This is a genomic window from Oceanidesulfovibrio marinus, from assembly GCF_013085545.1.
In the GTDB taxonomy this organism is placed as follows: domain Bacteria; phylum Desulfobacterota; class Desulfovibrionia; order Desulfovibrionales; family Desulfovibrionaceae; genus Oceanidesulfovibrio; species Oceanidesulfovibrio marinus.
In genome coordinates this window covers 155,010-171,804 of sequence record NZ_CP039543.1, presented here as the reverse complement: position 1 = coordinate 171,804, position 16,795 = coordinate 155,010, and the positions used below count along the sequence as shown (strand labels likewise).

Sequence of the window (16,795 nt, the reverse complement as noted above, 5' to 3'; positions counted from 1 at the left end):
TCTTCCGGCTGGGATATCAACTGGACTATTCTCGTCTGCGTCTCCGGCCCTGCGCACGTCTCTTCCGCCATCCTCAACGACTCGGAATCGCACATGCATACTGTCGAGATCCGTCTCCTCGCCCTTGCGTACGCCCTGCTATCTTTCGGCGGCCTTTTGCTGCACCTGCGCATCCACCCTGTGGACGCCGCGCTGCTCAACTGGGTTCCGGCCGTGGTCGGCGCGCTCAACTGCGTGGTGGTGCCATTTCTGTTCCTGCGGCGCGCCCTGGTCGCCTGGGGCTTTTTGCTGGCCGTGTTCACGGTCATCGCCGGTGCCGTGGGCATGGCGTACTTTTCGCTACACACGGGGACAGGCCCTGTCACCCTGTCCGCCATCTTTTTCACCTCCACCTTCCCGGACATCCTGGTGCTGCTGACCAAGCTGCCCCTGGCCCTGGCCATCGTGTATCTGGCGCGCCCCAAAGGCCCGGTGGAATCGCAACGGGGGTGCGCGTCATGAGCATGAAGACCACCATGGCGCCGGCTGTCCGCGCTCCCCTGGCCGTTCTCGTCGTCCTGGTCATTTATATCGCGCCACTGGCCTTTGGCGCCAGCGAACTCATGGAGCATCTGCCCAAGCTCCTGGAGGGCGGCTCGGCAAGGGAGTGGTCCCACTCCATCGGCCTGAGCCTAGCCCTGGCCGCCCTGGCCTATCTGCTAATCCAGGCCGTGCTGGCCCTGCGGCTGTCCGTGCTGGACAGGATCCTCTCGCACAACCTGGTGATGATCCACCACCGCCGGGTGGCCGTACTGGCCGTAATCCTGGCCACGCTCCACCCCCTGTGCATGTTCCTGTTCGAGCGCGTGACCAAGACGGGCATACACCTGGCCGACGAGTGGCCGCTGCTGGTGGGCGCCATGGCGCTGACCACCCTGTGGTTCACCGCCGCCGTGGCATTGTATAGAAAATTTCTGGAGCTGCCCTTCCATACCTGGTGGCTGGGCCACCGTCTGGGCGTGAGCACGCTCATCGTGCTGGTGGGCGTGCACAAAATCTTCGTCACCGGCGAGTACACCGAGGCCGGCGACCTAGCCGGCACCATCGCCATCGTCCTGTTCTTCCTGGGCGTGCTGGCCTACAATGAGATCGTCAAGCCGGCCCGGCTCTCCCGCCGGACGTACACCGTGTCCGAGGTCACATCACCGGGCGCGGAGACCCACGAGATCGTGCTGGACCCGCCGTCCGGAACCAGCCTGGACCACGCGCCCGGCCAGTTCGCCTTCCTGACCTTCCGCTCGGCCAGGCTCCCGCGGGAGGAGCACCCCTTCACCATCGCCTCGTCGCCGCAGGATGACGGACGGCTGCGCTTCACCATCCGCTGCAGCGGCGACTTCACGTCCGGGCTGGGCCAACTCCTGCCGGGCGACAGCTGCCTGGTGGACGGACCCTATGGCCTGTTCACCTCAAAGGCCCACGACCCGGACGGCGCGCGGCCCCTGGTGCTCATCGCCGGCGGCGTGGGCATAACGCCCATGCTCTCCATGCTGCGCGCCATGCACGCAGACGCGGACAAGGCCCAGGACGGCCGCCGCGTGCTCTGCATCTGGTCCAACAGAACCGCGGGCGACGTGGTCCACTGCGAGGAGTTCGCGGCATTCGTGCGCGACATGCCCCACCTGCGGCTGGTCCATGTTCTGACGCGGGCGCAGAAGCCCGACGGCGAGGATTTGCCGGGCGAGGTCCGCTACGGTAGGATTGATACCGAGCTCGTGAGCGAGCTTGCCGGCCCCATGCTGAAAAAGGGGGATGCGTCCGCGCCTCCGCTGGCGTATATCTGCGGACCAGCGCCCATGATGGCGGCCATGCGGCAGGCTTTGAAGGATGCGGGCATGGCCGGACGCAACATCCACACCGAGGAGTTCAGCATCTGACCGGCCTCCCCCGGCAAACCCAACCATACCGCGCCCTGCCCGGGGCGGGGACGACAAGGGATATACCATGACCCACCTGGAATGTCTGGAGAAGCTGGAGCAGTACATCGACTCGGGCGACCTCGCCTTTGACTTCGAAAACGGCGAGGAGGACCGGCGCTACGAAATTCTCGACGTGCTCGAAAAGATCATGGACATCGCCGAGAAGGCCGACCCGCTGGCCACCAAGCTGATCTTCAAGAACAGCGCCCTGGGCGCGCTCATGGGCATGAAGGACGACGAAGACGACGAGGAAGACGACGAGTCCCCTAGCTCCCGGCCGTTGTCGTAAAGGACCAGAACCAGCGGTCACCGGCGGCGGTCTCGTACTGGCGGGACGCCCCGGCTGCCAGGACCCCCGGCACTCTGGGATCGTCCGGCTCGGGCGGCGCTTCCGAGGCCAGCACCACGACCATGCCGCCCGGCTCCAGGGCCGCGCACTGTCCGGGCTCGTCCCCGCTCACCAAGTGCAACAGCTCCGGCCACGGCAGAAAGGCCCGCGCCATGACCAGGTTTGCGCGCTGTTCGGCAATGAGCTCTTCGGCCGGGCCGTGCACCACGCGCATGTTCGGCAACCCGAGATCGGCAATGGCGTAGCGCAGGAAGATCACACGCTTCTCGCGCACCTCGGCCATCACATGCTCGCCGCTGTCATGGAAAAAACGCAACGGAATGCCGGGCAGACCGGCCCCGGCGCCGAGATCGTAGGTCAGCGCGGCCTCCGGATGATGCGCGCGCAGGAACGCAGCCAGGTGCAGGCTGTCCGCCACCAGCTCCTCCATCAACCGACGCGGCTGCTTCACGCCCACCAGGTTCATGGACGCGCCCCAGCCCAGCAGCAGCTCGGCGTAGCGCGCCAGACCAGGGACCGCGGACTCCAGCTCGTGTTCGGCGATACCGGCCGCCTGCGCCGCCGGAGCCAGCCACGTTGCAACCTGCTCCGCACGGACTTTCTGCTTGGCCATAAGCATCCTCTATTATCTGTTATGGGCCGGACGGCGCAGCCGCTCCAAGCCCTTGCGCCAGGCGCATCCGTCAAGGCGGTTGCCAACCCCGGCCGCATGTTTTAGTACCCATTCCCCGCCGCCGGAGTGGTATTCCCTCCGACGCGGTGCAATCCATTCCTCGAAAAGGAGTTCTCGATGAACCCCACGACCACGACCGCCCTGCTCTTTCCCGGCCAGGGCTCCCAGGAACCCGGCATGGGCCGCAGCCTGGCCGAGGCGTCCAGCGATGTGATGGACCTCTGGAAAAAAGCGGAGTCCGCCGCCGGCGCTGCCTTGCGCGAAATATACTGGGATGGCGACGCCGAGGCCATGGCCGAGACACGCTACTTGCAGCCGGCCCTGACCGTTGTCAACATCAGCGTGTTCATGGCGCTGGAGCCTGCGCTGGAGAAAAACGGCGTGAAGGCGATGATGACCGGCCACAGCCTGGGCGAGTTCAGCGCACTGGCCGCGGCCAGGGTGCTTTCCCTGGAGGACGTCGTCAACACCGTGGCCCTGCGCGGCCGGCTGATGGCAGAGGCCGATCCCGAGGGACGCGGCGCCATGGCCGCCGTGCTCAAGCTGGACCAGGGCGCGGTGGAAGAGCTGGTGCGCGAGGTGGGCGACTCCACCGGCAAGCTGCTGGTGCTGGCCAACCGCAACTCCCCCTCCCAGTACGTGGTGAGCGGCGAGGCCGAGGCCGTGGACGCCATGGCCCAGCCCGTGAAGGAGCGCAAGGGCCGGCTGGTGAAGCTGCCCGTATCCGGCGCTTTCCACAGCCCGCTGATGCAGGAGGCCGCCAACGAGCTGGCCGGCTTCATGAAAAAGCTGTCCTGGGGCGCGCCGCGCTATCCCGTGTACTTCAACGTCACGGCTGGTCCGGAGTCCGACCCGGCCGCGGTCATGGACATCATGTGCCGGCAGATGATCTCGCCGGTGCGCTACATCGAGATCGTGGACGGCCTGTGGCAGGCCGGCGCCAGACAGTTCCTGGAGCTGGGCCCCAAGACCGTCCTGGCCAAGCTCACGGCCGCGTGCCTGGGCAAGGACAAGGAGTTTGAAACGCAGAGCGTGATCGAGCCGGACGCCGTGCGGGACGTATTCCCCGCCTGATTCCTGCTGCTCTGCACACTGGCTGCGGCCTTGCCGATTCCCTCCACCTGCGTCGCGCTTTTCGTCCCTGCCGGACGCAAAGCCACGCATGCCGCCTGGAACATTACGTTTTCCAGCGGATGTGTATTGCAAGCCTTACCAAGGCATGGTAGAGAGGATCGGAGAATCTAGAAATTTTTTAGAGAGATTCGAATTTCTCACTTCGAGCAACCGACATATGCGCGCACTCACCCTGTTCACCCAGCTCCTCTCGGACCACGTCCGCCAGGCCGGCCTGCAATGGCCGGACAAGGCCAGTCTCGAACCGCCTAAGGACAAGAAGTTCGGCGACCTGGCCTCCAACCTCGCCATGGTCCTGGCCGGCCAGGCCAAGGCCAAGCCTCGCGACATCGCCCAGCGTATGGCCGACGACCTGGCCACCCACCCGGAAATCGACAGCGTGGAGATTGCCGGGCCCGGCTTCGTCAACGTCACCTTCTCCCCTGCCTTCTGGCAGCAGTCCGTGCCGGAGATACTGCGCGCCGGCGACGAGTACGGCCACGTGGATGTGGGCGCGGGCAAAAAGGTCCAGGTGGAGTACGTCTCCGCCAACCCCACCGGCCCCCTGCACATCGGCCACGGCCGCGGCGCCGCCCTGGGCGACAGCATTGCGCGCATCCTGCGCTTCACCGGCCACGACGTGGAGACCGAGTACTACCTCAACGACGCCGGCCGGCAGATGAACCTTCTGGGCATGTCCGTGTGGGTGCGGCTGAAGCAAAGCCTGGGCATGGATGTGGTCCTGCCTGAGGACTGCTACAAGGGCGACTACATCGAAGACATCGCCGCCGACGTGCTCAAGGACCATCCCGAGCTGGCAGACGCGGCCAAAAGCGACGACGCAGACGTCATAGCCAGCGCCCTGGACATCTGCCGCGTGGCCGCCATGACTGAAATCCTGAACGGCATCAAGAAGGATCTCGCGGACTTCGGCGTGGAGCACCAAGTGTGGTTCTCGGAGCTAAGCCTAGTGGAAACCGGCGTCGTGGAAAAGACCCTGGCCGCGCTCAAGGAGCAGGGCCGGGCCTACGAGGAAGACGGCGCGTTCTGGTTCAAGTCCACGCTGTTCGGCGACGACAAGGATCGCGTGCTGCGCAAGTCCGACGGCAGCCTGACCTACTTCGCCTCGGACATCGCCTACCACGCCAACAAGTACGCCCGCGGCTTCGATCTCGTGGTGGACGTCTGGGGCGCGGACCATCACGGCTACATCCCGCGCATGAAGGCCGCCGTCGAGGCCCTGGGCAAGAGCCGCGACGCCCTGGAGGTCGTGCTGGTGCAGCTCGTGAACCTCCTTCGCGGGGGCGAGCAGATCGCCATGTCCACCCGCGCCGGCGAGTTCGAGACTTTGGCCGACGTAGTGCACGAGGTGGGCTCGGACGCCGCGCGTTTCATCTTTCTCTCGCGCAAGAGCGACTCCAAGCTGGACTTCGACCTCGAGCTGGTCAAGGCAAAGACCATGGACAACCCGGTCTTCTACGTGCAGTACGCGCATGCGCGCATCCACTCGCTGATGCGCAAGGCCGTGGAGGAAGGACGGACCATTCCCGACGCGTCCGACGCGACGCCGGAGACCCTGGCCGCCCTGAACACGCCCGAGGACATCGCCCTGCTGCGCCTTCTCGATCAGTTCCCGGATGCAGTCTCCGCGGCTGCCAGGACGTTGAGCCCGCACCACGTGAGCGGCTACCTCCTGGAGCTCGCCGGATCGCTGCACCGCTATTATACCGCGCATCCCGTTCTCGCCGCCGGCGATGAACGCACCGTTGTCGCCCGGTTGCTCCTGCTCGCCACTGTCGCCCAGGTCGTTCGCACCGGCCTGGGGCTGCTCGGCGTCTCGGCTCCGGACCGGATGTAGGCACAGACGCAAGGAAGGAGACTGGCAATGCAATTCGAGCTCAACAAAAAACAGAAGTCCGAAGGTTCCGGCGGCAAGCGCTACAAGCTGGAGCTGAGCACTATCGGCTGGGTGGCCAGCATCGCGGTGCTGCTCATCGGTGTCACCTGGGTCTTCATCTTCGGCGTGCTCGTGGGACGCGGCTACCGTCCCGAGCAGACAGTGCCGGAGCTCGCGCGCATAATGCCGTCCGAAAACCGCACCAACGCCACCTCCGCGAACAACGAGGTGCTCAAGGCCGAGGAGCTGCAGTTCTACGACTCGCTCAAGGAAGGCGCTCCCAAGCAGGCGGCCAATGATCTGAAGCCGGCCGCGGAAGCCAAGGAGCAGACCGCCGCCCAGGCCAAGCCGCAGCAGCAGGCCCAGGCTGCTCCCAAGCAGGCGCAGGCCACCAAGGCCGCCACGACCACTCCGGCGCAGACGGCGGCCAAGCAACAGACCGCGGCCGCAGCGCCCAAGAAAAATGATCTGCTGACCCCTCCGGAGCCCGCGCCCACCAACGAACCGGCGCACGCCGCAGCCCAGGCCAAGAAACCCCAGGCTACGGCGGCAAAGGCGAACACCATGGAAGGGGCCGGCCAGGAAGGCGACCAGCAGGTTTACGACTACGTCTACCAGATCGCCGCGTTCGCAGACTCCAAGGCCGCGGAGTCCTTCCGCACCAAGGTTGCCGGCCTGGGGTTCAAGTCGTACGTGATGCCGAGCAAGGGCGAGAACAAGACCTGGCACCGCGTGCTGGTGCAGTTCCGGGGCCGCCCGGAAGATACACGCGAGCTCAAGGCCAAGCTGGCCGGGATCGGCGTGGATCGCACCATCCTGCGCCAGAAGAAACCCATCTAGCAGATCACTGCAACGCTATACGACGCGGGCTTCGGCCCGCGTTTTTTTTGATTCATACCAGGAAAGTGCGCATGCTTTCTTGATGCCCATACGTGTTCCGCTCGCGCTGTCCAAGGTCCATCCCTCCTATTCTCCTGCTCCAGTAAAGGTGCGGCGCTCATGTCGTCCCAGGCAACTGTACGATTGCATGAGCTGCAACGCTCTCAACATGAGACACAAAATTGCTTAATCTCATGTATTGTTCCCGGCCTGTTTTATCCATTGCATAAGGATACGATTAGCGGCTATGTAAACAGCCGCCTATCATATTGCTTTGAATATTAATCTCGTGCAGGGGGGACACGTAGATGACTCTCAAATCCAAATTTCTTATTCCTGCAGTTCTTCTCATCTGCATCGGCATGTCGATAACCGCCTGGGTATCATACCAGCGCAGTACGCACTCGCTGAAGATTGTGGCTGCAGAAAAGTCCGTCATAGCCGTTCATAGTCTCAACACCTCCATCGGTCTGTGGACAACCGGAATCAAGAACGAGCTCGTAACCCTTTCAAAAACTGAAGATGTGATCAATGCCATCACTCTCGGCCCATATGACCCCAGAGTGTACGATGCCGCACTGGACTTGTTGTCCGACAGCGTGGCTCGTCACTCCACATTCGATAGCATTCTCGTTGTAGATGCCAACGGTTCGGTGTTGACGAGCACCAACAAGAAAATGGTCGGCGTCGATCTTGCGAAGCGGGGCTATTTCAAGTCGGTCATGTCCGGAAAAACCGCTGTCTCCCCTCCTGTTTTTTCAAAAGAACTCAACGAGCACGTCTTTGTTGTGGCCACTCCTATCCACAGGAACGGAGACGTCATCGGCATGCTCTCCGCCGGAGTGCGGATCAAAACCTTTTCTGAAAAATTTGTCGCACCTATAGCAACATCGACCAGCTACCCGTTCATTCTCGCGCCCGATGGCGTTGTCATCGCCCACCCGGACGATAACGTGGTGGGCAAGCTGAACGTCTACACCGAGACGAGCTACGGCCCGGAAATAGCCAAGAGCCAAAACGGAACCCTCGATGACGTCTCCTTGGGGGCTCAAAAGCTCATTACGTTCGAGAAGGAGCCGACCACGGGCTGGGTCACGGGCATGGCGGTTATCAAGGAGGCCGCCTTTGCCGATGCGCGGGAGACGGGCCTGCTCATCCTGGGCATGTCCGCAGCCATGGCGCTCCTCCTGGCTGTCGGCATCTGGGTCATCCTGTCCCTCAACGTGCTCCGGCCGATAGGCGCCCTGGTCCATTCGGCGACGCGCATATCGGAAGGTAATCTGACGACCTCGGTAAAGAGCAGCCGCAAGGATGAGATCGGCATCCTGCAACGGGCCATGGGAGCGATGCTGGACAATCTCAAAGGCAAGATCGACGAAGCGGAAGCCAAGGAACAGATCGCAGCGGAGCAAACCACCAAGGCGAACGCAGCCATGGCCGACGCCGAGGAGGCAAGGCGTAGCGCCGAGAACGCCCGTATGGAAGGCATGCTGTACGCCGCCGCGCAGCTGAAGAGTGTTGTCGCAGCCATAACGGACGCCGTTGACGCCATATCCCGGCAAATAGAGCAATCGACACAGGGCGCCACGAGTCAGTCCGAACGGATGGGCGAGACGGCGACAGCCATGGAAGAGATGACCGCAACGGTTCTCGAGGTTGCCCGAAGCGCGGCAACGGCGGCCGACACCTCGGACAGCGCCCGCAAGAATGCCCAGGAGGGCTCGGACATCGTGGCCACGGTCATCGCGTCCATAGGCGAAACCCAGTCCATGGCCCTCAACCTCAAGCACGACATGACGCAGCTCGGCGAGCAGGTCCAGGGCATCGGCCAGATCATGGACGTCATCTCAGACATCGCCGACCAGACAAATCTCCTGGCCCTCAACGCAGCCATCGAAGCCGCGCGGGCCGGTGAAGCCGGGCGCGGATTCGCCGTGGTTGCCGACGAAGTCCGGAAGCTGGCCGAAAAGACCATGTCCGCCACCAAAGAGGTCGGCGACGCCATTACCGGCATCCAGCAGGGAACGATCAAGAACGTGAATAACGTGGATCAATCCGTGCGCCACATCGATGAAGCCACCGAGATGGCCGGCCGCTCCGGCCAGTCCCTCGCGACCATCGTGGAGTTGGTGAACCAGGCGTCGGATCAGGTGCGCTCCATCGCGACAGCTTCCGAGCAGCAATCCAGCGCCACCGATGAGATCAACCATAATGTCATGGACGTATCACGCATCGCGGAAGAGGTTGCCACGGCCCTGTCCCAGACCGAGGAGTCCCTGTCCGGGCTGGAGGAGCAAACACGGGTGCTGAACCAGCTCATTGAGAAGATGCAGAACCAGAGCTAGCGTCTCCACGATCGGCAGTATGCCATGCCCCGGAAGCACGGTCCTGATGCGCCCGGGGCAGGCGAATATTCTGGGCGGCCGAGGAGGACGTTCGCCAGCCCGAAACGGATTGTTCGAGAGGGGTGCCGAACGTATGGCATGCCTACTGAAAAAGCACCGAATACCAACCTCTTGCATTGTAGAGGTGGCGGGGTTTCAGCCAGCGGTATTTCATGCTAAAAAAAGTATTGAACCCTGTGCTTTTCTCGTTTACGAGCGGTTCGTTCCCTGCTACTTTCCCGCTCCTTGATAAACCTACAATCCACGGGAGGAGCGACACGCATGCATCCATCCTTCGTACCGACTCGCGCCTTCTTCACCAAAGGCATCGGCGTCCATAAGAACAAGCTGCAATCGTTCGAGCTGGCCCTGCGCGAAGCAGGCATCGAGAAGCAGAACCTGGTGTATGTCTCGTCCATATACCCCCCCAACTGCAAGCTCGTGGACCTGAACGAGGGCGTGCAGCAGCTCAAGGCCGGACAGATCACCTTCTGCGTCATGGCGCGCAATGCCACCAACGAAAAGGGCCGCCTTGTCGGTTCCTGCGTGGGTATGGCCTTTCCGGCCAACCACGAGCATTACGGATATATCTCTGAGCACACAGCCTTCGGCCAGGAGGAAAAAGAAATCGGCGACTTTGCCGAGGACCTGGCCTCCACCATGCTCGCCACCACCCAGGGCATCGAGTTCGATCCCGAAACCGCGTACGACGAGCGCCGGGAGATCTACCTCATGAGCGGCAAGATCATCGACTCCCGCTCCCTGCCCTGCGTGACCAAGGGTGTGGGCAACATGTGGACCACGACCATCTCCGCCGTGGTCTTCTTGCCGTAAGCCCGTCACACAACTGGGTCCGTCTTGACTTTGTGGCCCGGGGAAGGCATGAGCAACCAATGCTCCAGAAGCGAGCGGTCGCGTAGCGCGCCGCCTGTCTGATGCGGAAATTGGAGAAATTACTCATTCCTTTTCCGGGCCTTTTGCGTTACAAGCGAACGCTCGTACACTTTCTCCAACCGGTTCCCCCCATGCCAACAAGCTCGCCATCCGCCATTCCATCCTTTTTCGCAGCCCTCGGGCGCCCGGCCATACGCGCCCTGGGCGAGATGGGCGCCGTGGTGCTCTTCTTCCTCCATGGCGTCACCAGCGGCTGGACCGCACGAGGCCAGCTTGGCAAGATCATCCGCCAGGTATTCTTCATCGGCGTCAAGTCCGTCTTCGTCATCTCGCTCATCGGCCTGTTCACCGGCATGGTGCTGGGCATCCAGGGCTACTACACCCTGGTCAAGTTCGGCTCGGAAGGGCTTCTGGGCGCTGCCGTGGCGCTCTCGCTGATCCGCGAGCTGGGCCCGGTGCTCACGGCCATCATGCTTACAGGACGCGCCGGCTCCTCCATGACGGCGGAGATCGGCGTAATGCGCATCTCCGACCAGATCGACGCCCTGGAGGTCATGGACATTCCGGCCATGGGCTACCTGGTCAACCCGAGGATCATCGCCTGCCTCATCAGCTTTCCCCTGCTCACGGCCATGTTCGACGTCATCGGCATCATCGGCGGCTACCTCACGGGCGTGGTGCTCCTGGATATCAACCGAGGCGCATACTTCCAGCGCATCAACTCCGCGGTGGAGATGTACGACGTCATGGGCGGGTTCTACAAATCCATCGCCTTTGCGGTCATCGTGTCCACCATCTGCTGCTTCATGGGCTACTTCACGCACCTCAGGCGCGACGGCTCCGGCCCGGAAGGCGTGAGCAACGCCACGACATCCGGCGTGGTCGTCTCCTGCGTGTTCATCCTCGTCTCCGACTACGTGCTCACTTCTTTCCTCCTGTAATTGCTAAGGATTTTTCGCTGTGGACATCGACTCCTGGGATATAACGCTCAACGACCTGACTCTCGGATACGGCGAGACCGTGGTGCTGGAGAGCGTGTCCGACGTGCTGCCGGCCGGCAAGACCTCGGTCATCCTGGGCGGCTCCGGCTGTGGCAAGTCCACCCTGCTCAAGCATATTCTGGGGCTGATGAAGCCCATGAAGGGACGCATCCTCATCGGCGGGAACGACCTGTTCTCCCTGCCGCATTCGGACTTCCGCTCCATCCGGCGCAGGATGGGCGTGCTCTTCCAGGACGGGGCCCTGCTCGGCTCCCTGACCCTGGCGGAGAACGTGGCCCTGCCGCTCAAGGAGCACACCAGGATGAAGGACAAGGAAATTGCGGAGAAGGTCCACAGCAAGCTGGAACTGGTGGGACTGGACGAGTTCGGCGGCTACTACCCCAGCGAGCTTTCCGGCGGCATGAAGAAGCGCGGCGGATTGGCGCGCTCCATTGTCAACGATCCGCCCCTATTGCTGTGCGACGAACCCACGTCCGGCCTTGATCCGGTAAACGCCGCCACCATGGACCGCATGCTCAAGCGCATGCAGCAGCGCCTCGGCTCCACCATGGTAGTTGTCAGCCACGATCTGGCCAGTCTGCACGAGATCGCCGACCACGTGCTGGTGCTCAATGAAGGCCGCGTGGCCTACGCCGGAGACCTCGCCGGTATGGAGTCGTCCAACGATCCATACCTGCGCCGCTTCCTGGCTCGGGAGCCGGAGCCCGAAAACACCCTTGACTGACCGCTTTCGCATTGTTGCCATGTGCGGTGAATACTAATATACCATAGACATATTATTGGATTGGATCTCGGTATCCTCCCGGAACTCGCAATGAAGAAATACACCAAGGAATCCTGGGTCGGCGTTTTCGTGCTTATCGGCCTGCTCTGCGTGGGCTACCTCACCATCAAGCTCGGCAAGATGGAGGTAATCGGAGGCAACGATTATGTCGTCAAGGCCAAGTTCACCTCGGTGGCCGGGCTCAAGGCCGGCGCCCAGGTGGAGGTGGCGGGCGTGCCCGTGGGCAAGGTCTCGGAAATCGAGCTCGACCCCAAGACATTCGCCGCCTTGGTCTCCATGCGCATCGGCAAGGACGTGGAGCTTTCGGAGGACACCATCGCTTCGATCAAGACGAGCGGCCTGATCGGCGACAAGTACGTCAAGCTGACGCCCGGCGGGGCCCAGGAGATGCTGGGCAACAACGGCATGATCGTCGATACGGAATCGGCCGTGGACATTGAAGAGCTCATCAGCAAATACGTCTTCGGGAATGTTTCCTGAAGCAGGGAGTACTATCCGTCATGAGAATGCTTTGCACCGCCGTCGTTCTTTTTCTCTGCCTGTGCCTGACGCCGTGCGCCTTTGCTGCCCAGACAGACGATGCGGAATCGGCCTTACGCAACTCCATCGATCAGATTCTCTCCATCCTCGGCGACTCCTCCTACAAGGGCGGAGCCAATCGCCAGGAGCGCGACTCCAAGCTGCGCACCCACATCAACGAAATTTTCGATTTCAAGGCGCTCACGGCCCGGGCCCTGGGCGTTCACTGGAAGCAGTTTTCCCCGCAGCAGCAGAATGAGGCGTCCCAAGCCATGTCCGAGCTGCTGGAAGCCACCTACCGCGATTCCCTGGACAAGTACGACAACCAGCGCGTGGAGTACACCGACGCCACGCAGCTGCGCGATAACCAGGTGGAGATCCGCACCCTGGTGGTCAGCAATGCCCAGAAGCTCCCCATCAACTACCGCATGGAGTTGACGAACGGCGCGTGGCGCATCTACGACGTGGTCATCGAGGGCGTGAGCCTGGTGCAGAACTATCGCAGCCAGTTCCAGGACTTCATGCTCAACAAGACTCCGGAAGAGCTCATCACGCTGCTCAAGGACAAAGCCGCCAAGCAACGCTCCAACTCATGAGCCGACAAACCGGAGCCTCCATGAACCGCCCCCTCCTGTTTCTTCTGCTGTGTGCGATCCTCTGCATCGGTTCGGCCTGCTCGCCTCGCCAGCCGGTCAGCCCGGAAACGGCCATGCTCGTTCCGGCCCACACCGATACCGAAGATCCCGCCGCCGAGGATCTCTCCGCCGCCACCTTTGTGACCGGCTCCGCTGCTTCCGATGAACACGACGGCTCTGCTGGCCGCCCCATGACCATGGGCAGCTCCGCTCAGGCCGTGGACATCGCCTCCCGCGTGCTGATCTCCTCCGGCCTTGCCGCGGACGAGTACGACGTCGCCACGGTCCCGGACCCGCTGGAAGGCTGGAACCGCTTCTGGTTCAGCTTCAACGACGGCCTCTACACGGCCGTGCTCCAGCCCCTGGGCCACGGCTACAACTACGTCGTGCCCGAGGTGGTGCGCGTGGGCGTGCGCAACTTCTACGAAAACCTCAAGGCGCCCAAGTACATCATCAACTCCCTGCTCCAGGGCAAGTTCAAGGGCGCGGGCGTGCACATGGCGCGCTTCATCGGCAACACCGCCTTCGGCTTCCTTGGATTCGCCGGCACCTTCAACGACAAGAAGGGCATCGTGGAGACGGACAGGGAAGACTTCGGCCAGACCCTGGCCGTCTGGGGCTTCGGCGACGGCTTCTACCTCGTGCTCCCCATCCTGGGACCAACCACCCTGCGCGACGGCGTCGGCATTGGGGTGGACAACTTCCTCGACCCCATCACCTACATCTCGCCGTGGCCGTTCTGGGAAAGCGAGCCCTGGCAGTGGTGGGTGGAGTACGGCACCTGGGCCTATCTGAAGTTCAACGAGGTCTCCTTCAGTCTGGACTACTACGACGACTTCAAGGCCACGGCCATCTCGCCTTACTCGGCCATGCGCAACGCCTACATCCAGATGCGCCGCGACAAGATCAGCCGGTAGCATCTACGCGATACACACGCTGTCAAAGCGCGGAGGGTTCACGCCTTCCGCGCTTTTTTTGTCCGCAGCGCACATGACTGATTTTTTCCGCCTGGCCTTAAGTTCCGCAGCCTGCATGCCGATCTGTATGATACGCGTTTTACCCGTACTCATGGAGACCAGGCTTGGACCACATCTTCCAGACCGTTCTCGGCCTCTCCCCGGCGCCGCGTCCGCGCGCCATGGGGCCTGAACCCATAGACGCCGTGCAGGGCGCGAGCCGCTCGCGCGGCTCCGGGCCAGACGCGGCCTCCAGCTCGGGACATACAGAAGATACAGCCTCGGCGAACACCGCCACCCACGCCCCTACAGCAGCCCAGCGCACCCACCGCAGCAGCGTTGCCGCCGTGGGCATTGAAGCCTCCATGGGCAAACGCGACTTGAACGAGCTTTCCACAGAGGAACTGGCCAAGGTATCCGAGCTGCAGCAACGCGACACCGAAGTGCGCAACCACGAGCAGGCGCACGTCGCGGCCGGTGGCGGGCACGTTGTGGGCGGCGCGCGGTACGACACCACCGAAGGGCCGGACGGCGAGCAGTACGCCACCTCCGGCGAGGTCTCCATCGACACCTCGCCCGTGCCGGGCAATCCCGAGGCCACCATGGAAAAGGCGCGCACCGTACGCCGCGCCGCCCTGGCTCCGGCGCAGCCCTCGGGCCAGGACCGCGCCGTGGCGGCCAAAGCCTCGGCCATGGAGGCCCAGGCCCGCATGGAAGCCGTCCAGGAGCGCAAGACGCAGCCCTCCACCTATGGCTTCGCCGGGGAGACTGCGGGCAACCCGTTCGTATCCATCCGGATTTGATCCTTGCCCTTGTGCGAGCTCGCCGCTTACAGTAGGATTGGTTGATTCATCAGCCGACTCCACAGCGGAGCCCCCTTCGTGAGCGATACCCAAAAAGCCACAGCTGCCGTCAACGGCTCTACACTCACCCTGTCCGGCAGGCTCGACGCCACCGGCGTGGCCGCCGTGTGGGACAAGGCCCTGGGCGCAGTGAAAACCTCCACCCCCTCCATGCTGGACCTTTCCGGCGTGGAGTATCTGGACGGCGCCGGCGCAGCATTGGTCATTGAACTCCAGATTCAGAGCATCAGGCAGGGCCGGCCCCTGGAGCGTAGCGGTCTGAAGCAGGACCTGGTCTCGCAGCTCGAATCGTTCCAGCCGGAAAAGCTCGCGGAGGAAGGCCCCAAACAGCCGGAGAAACGGCCGCTGCCCGAGGATGTGGGCCGGGCGGCCTACGCCTTCTGGAAGGACTTCCGCGAGCTCATCACCTTTGTGGGGGCCGCGGCGCAGGCCTTTGTGGCCGCGGTGCTCCAGCCGCACCGCATCCGCTGGAAGGACACCATCCACATCATGGAGACAGCCGGGGCCAACGCCCTGCCCATCGTTGCGCTCATCGGCGCACTCATGGGCCTGATCATGGCGTTCCAGTCTGCCATCCCGCTCAAGCGCTTTGGCGCGGACATCTACATCGCCGACATGCTGGGCATCGCCATGGTGCGCGAGCTCGGCGCCCTGGTCACTGCCATCCTGCTGGCCGGACGCTCCGGCTCGGCCTTTGCCGCCGAGATAGGCACCATGAAGGTCAACGAGGAGATCAACGCGCTGACCACCATGGGCCTGAATCCTTTGAGCTTTCTGGCCATCCCGCGGGTGCTGGCGGCCATGGCCGTCACGCCGCTGCTCACCATGTTCTTCAACCTCTTCGCCCTGGCCGGCGGCTCTGTTGTGGTCATGAGCTTCGGCTACTCCTTCACTACATACTCCCAGCGCGTGTTCAGCTCCGTCACCCTCAGTGATTTGGTCGGCGGGCTGTTCAAGGCCCTGATCTTCAGCATTCTGGTGGCGGGCATCGGCTGCCACCGCGGCCTGTCCACAGGCTCGGGCGCTCGCGCCGTGGGCGACTCCACCACCTCCTCCGTTGTTTCCGGCCTCGTGCTCATCGCCGTGGCCGACGGCATCTTGGCGGTCACCTTCTACGTGCTGGGCATCTGATGGCAGACGATACGATCATCCGCGTGGAGCACTTCACGGCCGCATACGGCAAGACCGTTATCATCGATGACATCGATTTCGAGGTGAATCGCGGGGAAGTCTTCGTTATTCTGGGCGGCTCCGGCTGCGGCAAGTCCACCCTGCTCAAGCACATGATCGGCCTGTACAAGCCGGCCACGGGACGCATCTTTATCCAGGACCAGGACATTGCCACGGCCACCGGCAGCGAGCGGCAACAGCTGCTCTCGCGCATCGGAGTCATGTACCAGTCCGGCGCGCTCTTCGGCTCCATGACGCTTCTGGAGAACGTGCGCCTGCCCCTGGAGGAGTTCACCAGCCTGCCGGGCGAGGCCATGGACCTGATCTGCCGCATGAAGCTCTCGCTGGTGGGGCTGGCCGGGTTCGAGGACCACATGCCGGCCGAGCTCTCCGGCGGCATGCAGAAGCGCGCGGCCATTGCCCGGGCCATGGCCCTGGACCCGCCCATCCTATTTCTGGACGAACCCTCGGCCGGCCTGGACCCCGTGACCTCGGCCGAGATCGACAAGCTCATCCTCGACCTGCGGTCCTCCCTGGGCATGACCTTTGTCATCGTCACCCACGAGCTCGCCTCCATCTACACCATCGCGGACAGGGTCATCATGCTGGACAAAACCACGAAAAAGATACTAGCCGAAGGAGATCCCCGTATGCTGCGTGATACGTCCGACAACGAACGCGTACGTCAGTTCTTCCTCAGGCAAGCCGAGACGGCACGTTGAT

The 16,795-nt window shown here is 63.0% G+C and carries 17 protein-coding genes; 16 read left to right on the top strand and 1 reads right to left on the bottom strand.

Going from position 1 to position 16,795, the window contains the following annotated elements; genetic code table 11:
• Window positions 1–93 precede the first annotated feature (93 nt).
• From E8L03_RS00750 to E8L03_RS00740, 3 genes are all read left to right on the top strand, one after another.
• On the top strand, window positions 94–501 hold the full coding sequence (locus tag E8L03_RS00750; RefSeq protein WP_171266283.1) for a hypothetical protein: 408 nt from the start codon (window positions 94–96) through the stop codon (window positions 499–501).
• Window positions 498–1,913, top strand: coding sequence for a ferredoxin reductase family protein (locus tag E8L03_RS00745; protein WP_171266282.1), 1,416 nt, complete (start codon window positions 498–500; stop codon window positions 1,911–1,913). Before E8L03_RS00750 ends, E8L03_RS00745 begins: the two co-directional genes overlap by 4 nt.
• Window positions 1,914–1,980: 67 nt before the next feature.
• The gene (locus tag E8L03_RS00740) at window positions 1,981–2,244 is read left to right on the top strand and encodes a hypothetical protein (RefSeq protein ID WP_144304876.1); all 264 of its coding nucleotides are present in this window, start codon (window positions 1,981–1,983) and stop codon (window positions 2,242–2,244) included.
• Here the strand turns inward: E8L03_RS00740 and E8L03_RS00735 are convergent.
• Window positions 2,222–2,917 carry a 16S rRNA (guanine(527)-N(7))-methyltransferase RsmG gene (locus tag E8L03_RS00735; RefSeq protein ID WP_171266281.1) on the bottom strand — a complete coding sequence of 232 codons (696 nt, stop codon included), beginning with the start codon at window positions 2,915–2,917 and terminating at the stop codon, window positions 2,222–2,224. The genes E8L03_RS00740 and E8L03_RS00735 overlap by 23 nt on opposite strands.
• A gap of 177 nt (window positions 2,918–3,094) precedes the next feature.
• Between E8L03_RS00735 and E8L03_RS00730 the strand changes: the two genes are divergently transcribed.
• The 13 genes from E8L03_RS00730 (at window position 3,095) to E8L03_RS00670 (ending at window position 16,794) form a co-directional block, all read left to right on the top strand.
• Window positions 3,095–4,051, top strand: a complete 957-nt coding sequence (locus E8L03_RS00730; protein WP_171266280.1) for an ACP S-malonyltransferase — start codon at window positions 3,095–3,097, stop codon at window positions 4,049–4,051.
• Between the two features lie 217 nt (window positions 4,052–4,268).
• Window positions 4,269–5,948, top strand: coding sequence for an arginine--tRNA ligase (gene argS / locus E8L03_RS00725; protein WP_171266279.1), 1,680 nt, complete (start codon window positions 4,269–4,271; stop codon window positions 5,946–5,948).
• A gap of 27 nt (window positions 5,949–5,975) precedes the next feature.
• Window positions 5,976–6,827: an SPOR domain-containing protein gene (locus E8L03_RS00720; protein WP_144304880.1), complete on the top strand. Its 852-nt coding sequence runs from the start codon at window positions 5,976–5,978 to the stop codon at window positions 6,825–6,827.
• A gap of 347 nt (window positions 6,828–7,174) precedes the next feature.
• Window positions 7,175–9,211, top strand: coding sequence for a methyl-accepting chemotaxis protein (locus E8L03_RS00715; RefSeq protein ID WP_171266278.1), 2,037 nt, complete (start codon window positions 7,175–7,177; stop codon window positions 9,209–9,211).
• 321 nt (window positions 9,212–9,532) lie between these two features.
• On the top strand, window positions 9,533–10,084 hold the full coding sequence (locus tag E8L03_RS00710; protein WP_144304882.1) for a pyruvoyl-dependent arginine decarboxylase: 552 nt from the start codon (window positions 9,533–9,535) through the stop codon (window positions 10,082–10,084).
• Between the two features lie 191 nt (window positions 10,085–10,275).
• Window positions 10,276–11,085, top strand: a complete 810-nt coding sequence (locus E8L03_RS00705; RefSeq protein ID WP_144304883.1) for an MlaE family ABC transporter permease — start codon at window positions 10,276–10,278, stop codon at window positions 11,083–11,085.
• A gap of 25 nt (window positions 11,086–11,110) precedes the next feature.
• Window positions 11,111–11,869, top strand: coding sequence for an ABC transporter ATP-binding protein (locus tag E8L03_RS00700; RefSeq protein WP_144305027.1), 759 nt, complete (start codon window positions 11,111–11,113; stop codon window positions 11,867–11,869).
• A 90-nt stretch (window positions 11,870–11,959) separates the two neighbouring features.
• Window positions 11,960–12,409 carry an outer membrane lipid asymmetry maintenance protein MlaD gene (gene mlaD, locus E8L03_RS00695; RefSeq protein ID WP_144304884.1) on the top strand — a complete coding sequence of 150 codons (450 nt, stop codon included), beginning with the start codon at window positions 11,960–11,962 and terminating at the stop codon, window positions 12,407–12,409.
• Between the two features lie 20 nt (window positions 12,410–12,429).
• On the top strand, window positions 12,430–13,044 hold the full coding sequence (locus E8L03_RS00690; RefSeq protein WP_171266277.1) for an MlaC/ttg2D family ABC transporter substrate-binding protein: 615 nt from the start codon (window positions 12,430–12,432) through the stop codon (window positions 13,042–13,044).
• 20 nt (window positions 13,045–13,064) lie between these two features.
• The gene (locus E8L03_RS00685; protein ID WP_167512405.1) at window positions 13,065–14,000 is read left to right on the top strand and encodes an MlaA family lipoprotein; all 936 of its coding nucleotides are present in this window, start codon (window positions 13,065–13,067) and stop codon (window positions 13,998–14,000) included.
• A gap of 164 nt (window positions 14,001–14,164) precedes the next feature.
• Complete coding sequence (locus tag E8L03_RS00680; protein WP_244963617.1) at window positions 14,165–14,842, top strand: putative metalloprotease CJM1_0395 family protein; 678 nt, start codon at window positions 14,165–14,167, stop codon at window positions 14,840–14,842.
• A gap of 78 nt (window positions 14,843–14,920) precedes the next feature.
• Window positions 14,921–16,033 carry an ABC transporter permease gene (locus E8L03_RS00675; protein ID WP_144304887.1) on the top strand — a complete coding sequence of 371 codons (1,113 nt, stop codon included), beginning with the start codon at window positions 14,921–14,923 and terminating at the stop codon, window positions 16,031–16,033.
• Window positions 16,033–16,794 (top strand): ABC transporter ATP-binding protein, encoded by a 762-nt coding sequence (locus tag E8L03_RS00670; protein WP_144304888.1) that lies wholly within the window; start codon window positions 16,033–16,035, stop codon window positions 16,792–16,794. Before E8L03_RS00675 ends, E8L03_RS00670 begins: the two co-directional genes overlap by 1 nt.
• Window position 16,795: the final 1 nt, after the last annotated feature.